The following is a 13,570-nucleotide window of genomic DNA, read 5'->3' as shown; positions in this document are numbered from 1 at the left end:
TTGCCCGCCCCGGTGCGCGCCAAGCAGTGGGGCGGGTGAGGGCGCTTCTCCTACCGAGGAATCCGCATGACCGCCATCCCCGAAACGTGGCCGCGCCCGTACTGGCAGCCCAGCGACGAGACCATCCTGCTGTACTTCTACGTGTTCGGCCGGTTCACCGAGGACCTGGCGATTCCCGCTGCGCGCTACGCCAGCCGTGGCCTGCCCGAGGGCGTCGGGCTGGAGCGCTTCGCCCACAACGCCCTGCGCGGCTGGGAGGGCTACCCGCTGAAGGGCGTGCTCGGCGAGCTGCTGAAGGAGGACGACCCGACGGCCTTCGACCAGGCCCGCGCCGCGCCCGACGTGCTGGTGGTGCGCGGCGAACTGGCCGACCGCGACAGCCTGGATTACCTGCGCGACACGCTGGGCGTGCTGGCCGGGCTGCTCGATGTGGGCGGCAGCGCGATCCTGGACCCGCAGATCCTCACCCTGTTCGACGCCGCGGGCTGGCGCCGGCACTACCTCGTGCCCGGCGGCGCACCACCGCGCCATCACGTGCTGATCCTGCGCAACGAGGACGCCGCGCCCGGTCGCTCGCACATCCATACCCGCGGCCTGCGCAAGTTCGGCCGGCCGGACCTCAGTCTCCGCCGCGTGCCCGACGCACAGGCCGAGCAGGCCGGTCTGCTGTGCGAACGGCTGGTGGAGCTGCAGGCGCTGGGCGTGCGCTTCGTCGAAGGCCAGCCGCTGGAAGTGGAAGGGATCCCGGGCGAGCTCATCGCCCATCCGGGCGGCAGCCTGGAGGATCCGCACTTCAACAACACCCACGTGGCGTTCGACTGGCCCGTGACGGCGTGACCGGCGTCCGATATCGGCGGTGCCCGCCAGGCGAGCCGGATGTCCGGCCCGCCGGCGGGATTGGCGGGCCTTACTGCCCGCTCTGGTACAGCGAGAGATAACGCCCGGCCGCCACGGCGTAGGCCGCACGCGTCACGGTGCCGTTCGGGTCGAAGTAGGCATGCAGCGTGGGCTGCAGGTCGTACGGGCCCTGGGTCAGCTTGAAGCGCGCGTTCAGCACGCCGCGGTCCAGCGCCAGCTGCACGTAGCCGCGCAGGTTGGCGGGGATCAGGCCGGCGTCGTCCAGCGGGATGCGCTGGCCGTCGTAGAATGCCGCGAGGTCGCCGCTGAAGGAACGCGCCTGGTCCTGCAGCGCCAGACTCTGCACCAGCGAGTAGGCCAGGCTGAGCCGGGTCACGCTGTCGTTCGGACGGAACTGGCCGCCCCACAGGGTCATCACGCCGTCCTGGTTCTGGCCGGTGTCGCGCAGCGCGGCGCCGCGGGCGATCGCCGACTCGGCGAAGGGGTAGGCGGCCTTGCCGGTGCCGAGGTCGGTGAAGCTCGGCTGGCCGTCGAAGGGCAGGTACTGGCGCACGCTGGCGCCCATCACCAGGTACTTGGCCAGGTCGCTGCGCTTGAGCGGATCGTCGGGATGGAACAGGCCGTCGGCCAGGCCATCCACCAGCCGGTTGGCAACCGCGAACTCGATCGCCTCGCGCGCCGGGTGGTCGGCGATGTCGCCCAGGCCGGTGTAGCCACCGCTGTTGAGGAAGCTGATCTCGCCGGTGACCGTGCCGGGTGCCGCGTAGCCGTTGGTGGCCCCGAGCGGGTCCACGTTGGTGCCGGAGACCGATCCGATGCCGCGCACGGTGACCTTCCACACGCCCGGTTTCGCCGGCGCGCCGGTGGTGACGGTATCGCCGAGCACCGGCAGGGCGATCGACGAGCCGTAGCGCACGCCGTCCGGGTCGATCAGCACCAGCGCCAGCGTGTTGGCGTCGATGGTCGCCCGAGCACTGACCCAGGCCACTTCCGGCCCCACGGTGAAGCTCTGCTCGCCGACCGGGCCGACCGGCGCGAAGTCGACCGAGAACGGGATCGGCGGCGCGCCGGGCGTGACGATGGCGTTGCTGTTGAAGCTGTGGAGCGCGTTCACCGTGGCGCCGAAGTCGTTGCGCAGGCCCGCCGCCTCGGCAACCGCCGTGTAGGCGTTGACATGGCCGGCGCCCGCCTCCCAGCTGAGGCGCCCGGTCATGTTGGTGGCGGTGCGGCGCAGGATGTCGCGCACCTGTGCCGGCGTGAGGCCGGGGTTGGCTTCGAGCATCAGCGCGACGATGCCGGCCACGTGCGGCGTCGCCATCGAGGTGCCGCTCATGGTGGTGTAGAACGGCAGGTAGGCGGCGGGAATGGTCTGCGCGTCCTGCTGCGCTTCCAGCGCGGGCAGCGTGCCGGTGCTGTCGCGGGTGGAGACGATATCCACGCCCGGCGCGACGATGGTCGGCTCGTTGACGTAGGTCCACTGCGTGCCGTCGGGCATGGTGAAGCTGCCGCTCTCGCCGCGCTTGCCGCGCGAGGAGAAATCGGTGAGCACGCCGTTCTTCTCGCTGGCGCCGACCGAGATCACCCACGGGGCCTGCGCGTAGGGGTTGTGGGTGTCCTCGCCAGGGCCGTCGTTGCCGGCGGCGAACACGGTGACGATGCCGCGCTTGTAGAGCTCGTAGGAAGCGATGTTGACCGGGTCGGCCGGGTCGAACTTGCCCGAGCTGCCCCAGGAGTTGCTGACCACGCGGATCGGGTTGCGGTAGCTGAACTGGTTGGTGGCGGCGTAGTCCAGCCCGCCCACCGCGTCGAGGATCAGCAGCACGCCGCCGGAGCCGTAGCCGACCAGGTCGGCGCCCGGCGCCACGCCCGTGTAGAGGCCGTTGGAGCGCGCGCCGGTGCCACCGACGATGCCGGCGCAGTGCGTGCCGTGGCCCGAGCCCCAGTCGGTGTTGGACACGCCTTCGACGTAGGTGATCGGCAGCAGGGTGTCGTATGCGGCGAGGTTGGTCAGCCCCTGCGTGTTCTGCACCACGTGCGTGCCGTAGGCCAGGTCCATGTGGGTGGCATCGATACCCGAGTCGTTGACCTCGACGGTCACGCCCTTGCCGCTGAAGGGGATCGCGCGGTGGTAGTCGCCCGGATTGGCGATCGTGCGCGCAGCGCCGGACAGCCCGTTGGCCTCGGCGTCGAGGTATTTCAGCGGACGGTTGGCCCAGATCGAGACCACGTCGTCGCGCTTGGCCAGCGCGCGGATCTCGTCCGGCGTCGCCAGCGCACCGGCGATCGGCAGCGTGTGCATGGTCAGGCCCTGGGTGATGCCCAGCGACTTGAGCACGGCCAACTGGTCGGCGGTCACCGGGCCCGACTGCCTGTAGGTGATCACCACCTGCAGCGGGTCGGTGGGTGCGGCGGCGCTCATTTTCTGCACCAGCTGCGGATCGAGCTGCGCGTCGGCCAGGGCGACGCCGCTGGCGAGCAGGCCGGCGGCGATGGCGCACAGGCGGAAGGCCTTGCGGCGGATCAACGGCGTGAACTTCGAATGCATGCGTGTGGCTCCCCGATACGCCCTCGGAATGGGGCGGTCCGGGGCAGGATTGGTAGCGCGGCGTGAATTCGGAGTCAGCTTGCTCCGCACGCAGGCGTATGGTCGTGCCGCGCAGCGGTTGCCTGCGCGGATCTGCGCTGCATGCGAGGATGCTGCTCTCGGGGCGCGGGAGTTGCGATGGCGGCGGACGACTTCATCGGGGTGTATCCGCAGGCTTTGCCGGCGGCGACCTGCCAGGCGCTGGTCGAGCGCTTCGGCGCCAGCTGCGGACGCCGGCCGGGCCGTGTCGGTGGCGGCCTGCTGCCGGAGCTGAAGGACAGCGAGGACCTGGCCATCAGCGGCCCTGCCGAGTGGCGTGACGCCGAAGCACTGCTCAACCAGGCGGTGTTCGCCGGCCTGCTCGAGTACCTGCGCCGCTACCCGCATGCGCTGGTGGCGCCGCTGATGCTGCACGTGCATGGCCCCGACGGCGTACCCCGACGACTCACGCCCGAGCGACTGCAGGCCATGGACGACGCGGCACTGGCGCCGCTGGTGGAAACGGCGTTCCGGCCCGGCCCCATCAACCTGCAGCGCTATGCCGCCGACCGCGGCGGCTACCCGTACTGGCATTGCGAGCTCTACCCGCGCGATCGGTCGGCCGAGACCTTGCACCGGCACCTGCTGTGGACCCTCTATCTCAACGACGGCTTCGAAGGCGGGGAGACGGAGTTCCTGTACCAGCAGCGCCGCATCACGCCTCGCACCGGCACTCTGCTGCTCGCCCCGGCGGCCTTCACGCACACCCACCGTGGCAACCGCCCGCGTGGCGGGGACAAGTTCATCGCCACCAGTTGGGTGCTGTTCCAGCGCGCCGAGCAGTTGTTCGGCGCGCACTGAAGGCGCGCCCTCGCGGGACAGGCTCCGCTCAGCGCTGGCAGTGCGGGCACCAGAAGGTCGAGCGCTGCCCCAGCGTGACCTGGCGGATGGCCGTGCCGCACACCCGGCACGGCTCGCCCGCGCGGCCGTAGACGTTGAGTTCACGGAAGAAGTAGCCGGGCGCACCATCGGGGTTGAGGAAGTCGCGCAGGGTGGTGCCGCCGCGCTCGATCGCCCACGCCAGGATGCGCTTGACCTCGGCGGCGAGCCGCGCATAGCGCTCGCGCGAGACCTTGCCGGCGGCGCGGCGCGGATCGATGCCGGCGGCGAACAGCGCCTCGCTGGCGTAGATGTTGCCCACGCCCACCACCACCGTGTTGTCCATCAGGAACAGCTTCACCGCGGCGCCGCGTCCGCGCGAGCGATGCCAGAGCAGGTCGCCGTCGAACGCCTCGGTGAGCGGCTCCGGGCCGAGTGCGGCGAGCAGTGCGTGGACCTGTCCCGGTGGCTGCCACAGCAGGCAGCCGAACCGGCGCGGGTCGGTGAAGCGCAGCACGCGGGCAGGGCGGCTCGCTTCGGCGGCGAGCGCGATGTCCACGTGGTCGTGCGCGCCCAGCGGCGCATCCGGCGGCAGCACGCGCAGCATGCCGCTCATGCCCAGGTGCATCAGCGCGCTGCCGGCCGCGGTGTGCAGCAACAGGTACTTGGCGCGCCGCTCCACCGCGTCGATGCGCTGACCCGGCAGCAGCTCGCCCACCTCGCGCGGGATCGGCCAGCGCAGGTCCGGCCGACGCAGGATCACGGCGGCGACGCGACGGCCCTCCACGTGCGGGGCGATGCCGCGGCGGGTGGTTTCGACTTCAGGCAATTCAGGCATGCGGGAATTGTAGGAGCGAGCTTGCTCGCGACGCTCTTCGTTCTTCGCTTCGAGTCTGCGCCGGCGTCGCGAGCAAGCTCGCCCCCACCTAGGTGTTCGATTCCCAGTCGACGTGGAAGGTGCCGGGCCGGTCGACGCGCTCGAAGGTGTGCGCGCCGAAATAGTCGCGCTGCGCCTGCAGCAGGTTGGCCGGCAGGTGCTCGCTGCGGTAGCCGTCGAACCACGCCACCGCCGAGGCCAGGCAGGGCGTGGCCACGCCGCAGGTCACCGCGGTGGCGACCACCTCGCGCAACGCCTGCTGGTAGCGCGCCGCGACGTCGGCGAAGTAGGGGTCGAGCATCAGGTTGGCCAGGCCGGGCTCGCGCGTGTAGGCGTCCATGATCCGCTGCAGGAAGCCCGCGCGGATGATGCAGCCGGCGCGGAAGATGCTGGCGATGGTGGCGTAGTCGAGGTCCCAGGCGTGCGCCTGCGAGGCGGCGCGCAGCTGGGCGAAGCCCTGCGCGTAGGAGATCAGCTTGCCCAGGTAGAGCGCGCGGCGCACCGCCTCGACGAAGGCCGCGCGATCGCCCGCGAAGGTGGCGGCCGGCCCGATCAGCACGCGGCTGGCGGCGACGCGCTCGTCCTTCTGCGCGGAGAGGCCGCGCGCGAACACCGCCTCGGTGATCAGCGGCAGCGGCACGCGCATCTCCAGCGCGTCCTGGCAGGTCCACTGCCCGGTGCCCTTCTGCCCGGCGCGGTCAAGGATCATGTCCACCAGCGCGTGGCCGGTATCGGCGTCCTGGCGGGTGAAGATGCGCGCGGTGATGCCGATCAGGTAGCTGTCCAGCTCGCCCTCGTTCCACTGGGCATAGACCTGCGCGAGCTCGGCATTGGACAGGCCCAGCACCTGGCGCAGCACGGCGTAGCTCTCGGCGATCAGCTGCATGTCGCCGTACTCGATGCCGTTGTGCACCATCTTCACGTAGTGCCCGGCGCCGTTCGGGCCCATCCAGGCCACGCACGGCGTGCCGTCCGGCGCGCGCGCCGCGATCTCGGTGAGGATGGGCTCGACCTTCGCGTACGCCTCGCGAGGCCCGCCCGGCATGATCGACGGGCCGTTCAGCGCGCCCTCCTCGCCGCCGGAGACGCCGCAGCCGATGAAGTTCAACCCGGCCGCCTGCATGGACCGTTCGCGGCGAATGGTGTCCTGGTAGTAGCTGTTGCCGCCGTCGATCACGATGTCGCCCGGTTCCAGCAGTGGCTTCATCGCCTCCAGCATCGCGTCCACCGGCGCGCCCGCCTTGATCATCAGCAGGATCCGCCGCGGACGTTCCAGCGAGGCGATGAAGGTGCCCAGATCGCGGAACGGCACCAGGCGCCGGTCCGGATGCTCGGCGATCACCCGGTCGGTGAAGGCAGGGTCGTGGTCGTACACCGATACCGCATGGCCGCGGCTCTCGATGTTCAGCGCGAGGCTGTGACCCATCACGCCCATGCCGAACACGCCCATCACCTGCTGGCTCATCGCGCACTCCTTTCCAAACACCGATCCGCCCGATATGGGCCCGCATCCGACCCGCCGCAAGCGCCCCACGCATGTCCCGGCGGGCATCGCTCGCGATGCTCCCGGCGGCGCCGTCACGTCGGGGCGAAGAACATCGCGAGCAGGCTCGCTGCCGCGGGTGGCTCAGTGGATGCGTTCGGCGTCCCGAGTGGACGGGCGCGGCGTGTAGCGCAGCGGCACCAGCGCGATGCGTCCGTCGACGCGCACGTAGCGCAGCGGGCCGGTCACCGCGGTAGTGCCGAAATCCAGCGTGTGTCCGTCCAGCCGTAGTTGCGCCAGCGGCGGCGCCAGGCCGATCTTGGCCGGGTCGAAGGCGGATGCCGGGCGCCAGCCGGCCACGGGCGCCTGGGCGATCTCGGTCAGCTCCTGCAGCCGGCCCTCGTCGGCCGGCCGGCCGTCGGCCCGCCACCAGTGGCCCCGCGCGCGGCGGTAGGTCTCCGGCGGATGGCCGGGCAGCGTGAGCACCACCGAGCGGATGCCGGACGGATCGAGCCCCAGCAGGGTGCCGGGCGCGTCGCGGCGGTCGTGCAGGTACTGCACCGCGGCCAGCGCCAGCAGCGCGACGGCGATACCGGCCACGAGCCAGCGCTGGCGGACCGCGCGCCGCATCAGCGCCGGCGCCGGCGCCACACCAGCGCGCCGCCGATGCCGAGCAGCAGCGGCAGCCCGAGCAGGAAGCCCAGGCTCAGAACGTTGAGCTCGGTCTGCGAGATCGTCAGCACGCGGTCGGGCGCGCCACGCGGGGGCAGGCTGACCAGCGCGTCGTCGCCGAGCAGCCAGTCGAACACGCGCTCGCCCAGCGCGCGGTTGCCGCCGTTGCCCAGGAACGTATTGGAGAGGAAATCGCCGTCGCCGATCACCGCGACGCGCTGCTGGCTCTTGTCGGGGCTGGGCGAGAGGCGGGTCAGGGCGAGCCCGAAGTCGAGCGGTCCCTTGAGCTCGCCCGCGGCCGCATCGTAGCGGATGGTCGAACTCGCTGCGTTGTCGATCGGCTGGAACTCGGTCCAGCTCTGCGGTCCGGAGGCGAGGAACGGCTGCACCGCCCAGTCGTTGCGGTTGACCTGGGCCAGCGCCGCCACCTGCGGGAACAGCGTGGTCAGCACGAAGCCGCGGGTGATGGCGTGCGCCGGATAGGCGCCGAGCGCGATCAGGCGCGGGTCCTTCAGGCCCAGCGCCGCGCCGCCGCCGTCGACCAGTACGCCCGGCAGCACGCGCAGGCCGAGCGCGTCGGCCAGCGGTTCGAGGTTGAGGTCGCTGTCGGCCGGCTCGGTGAGCCACAGCAGGTTGCCGCCGTTGCCGAGGTAGTCGACCAGCGCGCGTACCGCGCCGGGCGCGAGCGGCAGCGTGGGGCTGGCCAGCACCACCAGGTCGGTGTGCTCGGGCACCGCCGTCACCTGCGCGAAGTTGAGCGGCACCGCACGCATGCCGCGGCTTTCCAGCTGCGCCATGAAGGTGCCCAGGTCCGCGTTGGCCTGACCGTCGGCGCGGCGTTCGCCGTCGCCCGTGACGAAGGCGACGATCCGTTCGCCGCTGCGGGTCAGGCGTACCAGCGCATTGGTCAGGCTGCGCTCGGACAGCTCGTCCAGGCGCTGCTCGCGGCCGCGGTAGTGCACGATGATCGCGCCGTCCACGGTGATGCCCAGCGCGCGCATCTTCGCCGGGTCCTGTTCCGGGTCGACGAAGCGCAGGGTGAGGTCCGGCTTGAGCCGCCGGTAGCGTTCGATGAAGCCGGCGATGGTCTGGCGCAGGTCGCCCTGCGGGTTGGCGTAGCTGACGATCTCCACCGGCCCGTCCAGCGCGGCCAGCACCGCGCGGCTTTCCGGCGAGAGGCTGGCGCGCCCGCCCGCGGTCCAGTCGGACATCACGGCGTAGCGGGTGGAGAGGTAGCCGAGCGCGCCGGCGCCGGCCAGCAGCGCCAGCGCGAACAGCCACACGTCCAGACGTCCCAGCAGGGCACGCATCAGCCGCGCTCCCGTTCGGCGGCGACGCGGCGGATCGTCAGCGCCAGGCAGACCGCCGTCAGCAGCACGAACCACGCCACGTCCGGGCTGGCGACCAGCCCGCGCAGCAGCGGCTGCAGGTGCGAACTCATCGCCAGCCAGTTGATCGCGCCGCCGCTCACCCCGGCCAGCTGCGCGCCGAGATTCACCGCCCACAGGCCCAGCGTGAGCACCAGCGCCAGCGCGGCCGCGATGGCCGGATGCGAGGCGAAGGCCGAGCAGACCAGGCCGAGCGCGCACAGCCCCGCCAACAGCAGCGCCATGCCGAGCGCGGCCGCGGCGAGCTTGCCCCAGTCGAGTGCGGTGGCGTGCGCGAGCGCCGTCGGCATCGCCAGGGTCAGCGCCAGCCAAAGCAACAGCCACACCATCAGCGCCAGGTACTTGCCCAGCACCAGCCGCGTGGGCGACTGGCCCATGCCGAGCAGCAGCGCCAGGCGCCCTTCGCGGCGCTCGCCGGCCAGCGCGGACATCGACAGCAGCGGCACCACCAGGAAGGCGAGCTCGGCCAGCTTGGCCAGTAGCGGCACCGCGACCAGGTCGGTGTAGCCCGGCCCGTCGGGCAGCGCGGCCAGGCGCACCTGCGCGGCGAGGAAGCTGCCCAGCAACAGGGTGAAGTTCCACGCCAGCCAGGCCAGCGTCAGCGCACCGACCACCCAGGCCAGCGGGCGCACGAACAGCCGGCGCAGTTCCAGCCGGGTCACCGCCAGTGCGCTCATGCGGCGGCCCGGGCGGTGGCGATGCCGAAAAAGCGCCGCTCCAGCGCAGCGTGGTCGTCCTTCGCCAGCATCCCCTCGTGGCGCAGGGTACCTTCGTGCAGGATGGCGACCCGATCGCACACGGCGGTGACTTCCGTCAGCACGTGCGTGGACAGGATCACCGCCGTGCCGGCGGCCGCCTGTTCGCGGATCAGTGCGCGCAGCGCGGCGAGCTGCAGCGGATCGAGCGCGTTGCCGGGCTCGTCCAGTACCAGCAGCGCCGGCTGGTGCAGCAGTGCGCAGGCCAGGCCCAGCCGCTGGCGCTGGCCCTGCGAGAGTACGCCGGCCAGACGCCGTTCCAGCGGTGCCAGCTCCAGATGCTCGAGCATGCGCGCGCGTGCCTGCCCGAGCGCCTTGCCGTCCAGCCCGCGCAGGCGACCATGTGCGTCAAGATGTTCACCCACGGTCAGTTCCTGCCACAGCGGGGCACGTTCCGGCAGCCAGCCCACCAGGCGGCGCGCGAGCGACGGGTGCTCGGCCAGCTCCTGGCCGTCGAGCAGGACGCGGCCGCGCTCGGGCGCCAGCGCACCGGCGATCATCGCCAGCGTGGTCGACTTGCCGGCGCCGTTGATGCCCAGCAACCCCAGCACCTGGCCACGCTCGAGCGCGAGGCTGAGCGCCTCCACGGCGGGCCGCCCGGCGCGGCGGCGGCTGACTTGCTCAAGCTTTAACAGGGGTTGTGGCAGAGTCATTGCTTGATTGTCACGGCGCCCCCACCTTTACACAACAGCGGGCCACGTTTCACGCATGCCTGAAACGTGATGGGCCATGCTGGCGGGTACGGAAACCCCTCCGATAGACTGCCTTTCCAACTCCCCTGGTGTTTTCCGATGCTCGATGCTGTGTTGACCTTCCTTTCCAACGGCGTGACCCACGCCGGTTGGCTCACCATGCTGATCTACACGCTGGTGGTGACGCAGCTCACCATCTTCACGGTCACCATCTACTACCACCGCTGCCAGACCCATCGCGGCGTCGACCTGCACCCGGTCGTGCAGCACTTCTTCCGCTTCTGGGGCTGGCTGACCACTGGCATGGTCACCAAGGAGTGGGTGGCGGTGCACCGCAAGCACCACGCCAAGGTGGAGACCGCGGAAGACCCGCACAGCCCGCAGATCTACGGCATCAAGAAGGTCTTCTGGGACGGCGTCTCGCTGTATCGCGATGCCTCCGAAGTGAAGGAGGACCTGGAGAAGTACGGCCGCGGCACGCCCGACGACTGGATCGAGCGCAAGCTCTACACCGGCCACCCGTACTGGGGCCCGGCACTGATGCTGATCGTCGACCTGGCGCTGTTCGGCGTGATCGGCGCCGCGCTGTGGGCGGTGCAGATGATCTGGATCCCGTTCTGGGCCGCCGGCTTCGTAAACGGCATCGGCCACTGGTGGGGCTACCGCAACTTCGAGAGCGCCGACACCGCGACCAACCTGATCCCGTGGGGCTTCTGGATCGGCGGTGAAGAGCTGCACAACAACCATCACGCCTTCCCCAGCTCGGCCAAGTTCGCGCTGCGCAAGTGGGAGTTCGACATCGGCTGGGCGGTGATCTGCGCACTGCGCGCGGTGGGCCTGGCCAAGGTGCTGCGCGTGGCGCCGACGCTGGACATCCGCCCCAACGTGCACCTGCCCGATGCCGAGACGCTCAAGGCCGTGCTGACCCACCGCTTCCAGGCGATGACCGACTACTACCGCGGCGTGATCGTGCCGACCCTGCGCGAGGAAGCCGCCCACGCCGGCGACAACCTCAAGTCGATGCCGCGTCGCCTGCGCCGCGCGCTGGCCGACGGCGGCCGCTGGCTGGACAAGGACGGCAGCGCCAAGCTGCAGGCCCTGCTGGCCAAGCGCCCGACCCTGCGCACCGTGTGCGACTTCCGCGCCCGCCTGGCGGCACTGATGGAGCAGCGCGGCGCCGAGCAGACCCTCAAGGGCCTGCAGCAGTGGGTGACGGAGGCCGAGCAGAGCGGCATCCGCTCCCTGCAGGAGTTCGCCGCGCGCCTGAAGGGGTATTCGCTCGCTGGCGCCTGACCGCCCGCCGTAGAATGACGAAGAGCCCGCCTCCTGGCGGGCTTTTTGTTGGAGAGCGGCGATGGCATTGCGGGTGGTGGTGATCGGCGCCACGGGCGTGTTCGGCTCGCGCATCGCGCGGCGGCTGGCGCAGGACGTGCGGTTTTCGCTGGTCCTTGCGGGCCGGCGGTTGGCGCCCCTGGAAGCGCTGCGCGACAGCATCGGCCGCCATGTCGACATCGCCCAGCTCGACATGGAACGATCGGATGCGGCGGCACATCTGGGCCGCCTGCAGCCACAACTGGTCATCCATACGGCGGGGCCCTTCCAAGGTCAGGACTACCGCGTGGCCGAAGCCTGTCTGGCGGTGGACAGCGACTACCTGGACCTGGCTGACGGCCGTGCCTTCGTGTGCGGTATCACGAGACTGGACGAGCGCGCGCGGCGCACCGGGCGGCTGCTGGTCAGCGGGGCGTCGAGCGTACCCGCGCTCAGCGCCGCCGTCGTGGATGCCTTGCTGCCGCGTTTCGGTCGCATCGAACGCATCGAGCATGCGATCAGCCCCGGCAACCGCACGCCGCGCGGGGACGCCACGGTCGCATCGATCCTCGGCTATTGCGGGCGGCCGATCCGCGTCTGGCGGGATGGGCGCTGGCAGCACGCGCATGGTTGGATGGACGGCAAGCGGCAATCCTTCCCCTTCGGCCGCCGTCGTGTGGGCGTGTGCGAGGTACCCGATCTCGATCTGTTCCCGGCGCGCTACCCAGGCATACGCACGGTGCTGTTTCGTGCGGGGCTGGAGTTGCCATTGCTGCAGGCGGGTACCTGGTGCGCCGCCGGCCTGGTGCGGCTCGGACTGATCCGCGACCTGGCCCGATGCGCGCCTGTCTTGCGCCGCTTCAGTGAGCGCTTCGTCGGCTTCGGCACGGACATCGGCGGCATGGTGGTGGAGGTATCCGGGACCGATCCGGCGGGCGAGGCCCTGTGCCTGCGCTGGTGGCTGGATGCCGACGCCGGCGACGGTCCGCAGGTGCCCGTCACGCCCGCCGTGGTGCTGGCCCAGCAGCTCGCGGACGGGGGAGTCGACGCCCATGGCGCCATGCCGTGCATGGGCCTGCTTCCGCTGGAGCGGATCGAGGCGGGTTTTGCCGGCTATGCGCTGCGCACCGGCATCGAGCGCATCGGCTAGTCCAGAAAGCGCCAGGCCTGTGCCGGATCGGGAATGCGGCAGGCCGCACGGCGGCCGAACAGGCGGTAGCGACGGCGGGCGATCCAGCGGTAGGCCGGGTCGCGGCAGAACCGTGGTACCAGGCGCAGCAGTGTGGCCACGGCCAGCCACGGGCCGCCGAGCCGGCGCAGCACGCGGATGATCGCCGTGGTGTCGGTGTAGCCGTGGCCGTCCTGCACCAGCAGCAGCGAAGCCGGGTCGTCGGCCGACAGGCCATGCGCCTGCAGCAGTGCCCGCCCCTGCGTCCCCTGCATGGCGGCCAACCGGAAGCGGCCGGCGCGGTCGTGCTTCAGCACGAATTCCACCCAGCGGCTGCACAGCACGCAGACGCCGTCGAAGACGATCACGGGCATCTCAGCGCGCATCCACCGGCTCCAGCCAGCCGCGGTAGGCCACGAGCCTGCCCAGCAAGGGCAACCGAGTCTCGACGTGGAACGTGTAGCGGTCGCCCTCGGCACCGCTTCGCGAGGCTACGCGGCCGAAGCAGGCGCGTGGCAGCGGCAGTCCGAACAGACGGCCGCCGCGCAGCCGCCAGTCGATCGCCTGGCCGTCGCGACGCAGTTCGAAATGCAGCCGCACCGGCCCCAGCGTTTCGTGCAGGTAGCCATCTTCCGCGCCGGTGAGCTGCGAACGCATGCGGCAGGTGGCGAAGCGGCGGGTCCAGGTCTCCGTGCGCCCCTGTCGTTCGATCGTCACTTCAAGCGTCTGTGCCGGGCCCGGCACAGGCAAACCCAGCCATCGACGCAGCAAGCGCGCGGGCAGATGCGCGGCGCCTTCGACCTCGGCCATGCCGCGTGCGCGCATGCAGGCGGCGGCACCGTGCACGCGCTGCACCGGAGCGGCCAGCGCGTGCCAGTCGGCCGCGAGCAGGGCGGGGAAAAGCGCCGTGGGCGTCGTCATGGC

13 protein-coding genes are annotated in these 13,570 nt (G+C 71.2%); 4 read left to right on the top strand and 9 right to left on the bottom strand.

Annotated features, from left to right (window positions below):
• Window positions 1–66: 66 nt before the first annotated feature.
• Window positions 67–837 carry a hypothetical protein gene (locus WAT24_RS08515; protein ID WP_336807420.1) on the top strand — a complete coding sequence of 257 codons (771 nt, stop codon included), beginning with the start codon at window positions 67–69 and terminating at the stop codon, window positions 835–837.
• 70 nt (window positions 838–907) lie between these two features.
• Here WAT24_RS08515 and WAT24_RS08510 read toward each other — a convergent pair whose 3' ends face one another.
• Complete coding sequence (locus tag WAT24_RS08510; RefSeq protein WP_336807419.1) at window positions 908–3,403, bottom strand: S8 family serine peptidase; 2,496 nt, start codon at window positions 3,401–3,403, stop codon at window positions 908–910.
• A gap of 177 nt (window positions 3,404–3,580) precedes the next feature.
• On the opposite strand from WAT24_RS08510, the gene WAT24_RS08505 reads away from it, so the two are divergent.
• Window positions 3,581–4,282: a 2OG-Fe(II) oxygenase gene (locus WAT24_RS08505; protein ID WP_336807418.1), complete on the top strand. Its 702-nt coding sequence runs from the start codon at window positions 3,581–3,583 to the stop codon at window positions 4,280–4,282.
• A gap of 28 nt (window positions 4,283–4,310) precedes the next feature.
• Here WAT24_RS08505 and mutM read toward each other — a convergent pair whose 3' ends face one another.
• The 6 genes from mutM to WAT24_RS08475 all read right to left on the bottom strand — a co-directional run bounded on the left by mutM (window position 4,311) and on the right by WAT24_RS08475 (window position 10,128).
• A complete protein-coding gene (mutM, locus tag WAT24_RS08500) occupies window positions 4,311–5,138 on the bottom strand; it encodes a bifunctional DNA-formamidopyrimidine glycosylase/DNA-(apurinic or apyrimidinic site) lyase (protein WP_336807417.1) in 828 nt (275 codons plus the stop codon).
• Window positions 5,139–5,226: 88 nt separating this feature from the next.
• A complete protein-coding gene (gene gndA, locus WAT24_RS08495) occupies window positions 5,227–6,642 on the bottom strand; it encodes an NADP-dependent phosphogluconate dehydrogenase (protein ID WP_336807416.1) in 1,416 nt (471 codons plus the stop codon).
• 162 nt (window positions 6,643–6,804) lie between these two features.
• Entirely contained in the window at window positions 6,805–7,290 is a 486-nt protein-coding gene (locus WAT24_RS08490; protein ID WP_336807415.1) for a hypothetical protein, read from the bottom strand.
• The gene (locus WAT24_RS08485; protein ID WP_336807414.1) at window positions 7,290–8,642 is read right to left on the bottom strand and encodes a GldG family protein; all 1,353 of its coding nucleotides are present in this window, start codon (window positions 8,640–8,642) and stop codon (window positions 7,290–7,292) included. Before WAT24_RS08485 ends, WAT24_RS08490 begins: the two co-directional genes overlap by 1 nt.
• Window positions 8,642–9,397 (bottom strand): ABC transporter permease, encoded by a 756-nt coding sequence (locus WAT24_RS08480; RefSeq protein WP_336807413.1) that lies wholly within the window; start codon window positions 9,395–9,397, stop codon window positions 8,642–8,644. Before WAT24_RS08480 ends, WAT24_RS08485 begins: the two co-directional genes overlap by 1 nt.
• Window positions 9,394–10,128, bottom strand: a complete 735-nt coding sequence (locus WAT24_RS08475; protein ID WP_336807412.1) for an ABC transporter ATP-binding protein — start codon at window positions 10,126–10,128, stop codon at window positions 9,394–9,396. The genes WAT24_RS08480 and WAT24_RS08475 overlap by 4 nt, the downstream gene beginning before the upstream one ends.
• Window positions 10,129–10,266: 138 nt before the next feature.
• On the opposite strand from WAT24_RS08475, the gene WAT24_RS08470 reads away from it, so the two are divergent.
• Window positions 10,267–11,460 carry a DesA family fatty acid desaturase gene (locus WAT24_RS08470; protein ID WP_336807410.1) on the top strand — a complete coding sequence of 398 codons (1,194 nt, stop codon included), beginning with the start codon at window positions 10,267–10,269 and terminating at the stop codon, window positions 11,458–11,460.
• Between the two features lie 73 nt (window positions 11,461–11,533).
• Window positions 11,534–12,628, top strand: a complete 1,095-nt coding sequence (locus WAT24_RS08465; protein ID WP_336807409.1) for a saccharopine dehydrogenase family protein — start codon at window positions 11,534–11,536, stop codon at window positions 12,626–12,628.
• Here the strand turns inward: WAT24_RS08465 and WAT24_RS08460 are convergent.
• Together WAT24_RS08460 and WAT24_RS08455 are read right to left on the bottom strand one after the other, a co-directional pair.
• Complete coding sequence (locus tag WAT24_RS08460) at window positions 12,625–13,032, bottom strand: thiol-disulfide oxidoreductase DCC family protein (RefSeq protein WP_336807408.1); 408 nt, start codon at window positions 13,030–13,032, stop codon at window positions 12,625–12,627. The genes WAT24_RS08465 and WAT24_RS08460 overlap by 4 nt on opposite strands.
• On the bottom strand, window positions 13,022–13,567 hold the full coding sequence (locus tag WAT24_RS08455; RefSeq protein ID WP_336807406.1) for a DUF4166 domain-containing protein: 546 nt from the start codon (window positions 13,565–13,567) through the stop codon (window positions 13,022–13,024). Before WAT24_RS08455 ends, WAT24_RS08460 begins: the two co-directional genes overlap by 11 nt.
• Between the last annotated feature and the right edge of the window lie 3 nt (window positions 13,568–13,570).

It is taken from the genome of Fulvimonas yonginensis, from assembly GCF_037137055.1.
Lineage (GTDB): Bacteria > Pseudomonadota > Gammaproteobacteria > Xanthomonadales > Rhodanobacteraceae > Frateuria_A > Frateuria_A yonginensis.
Note: the sequence above shows the minus strand (reverse complement) of the source record. Positions and strands in the feature narration are given on the sequence as shown.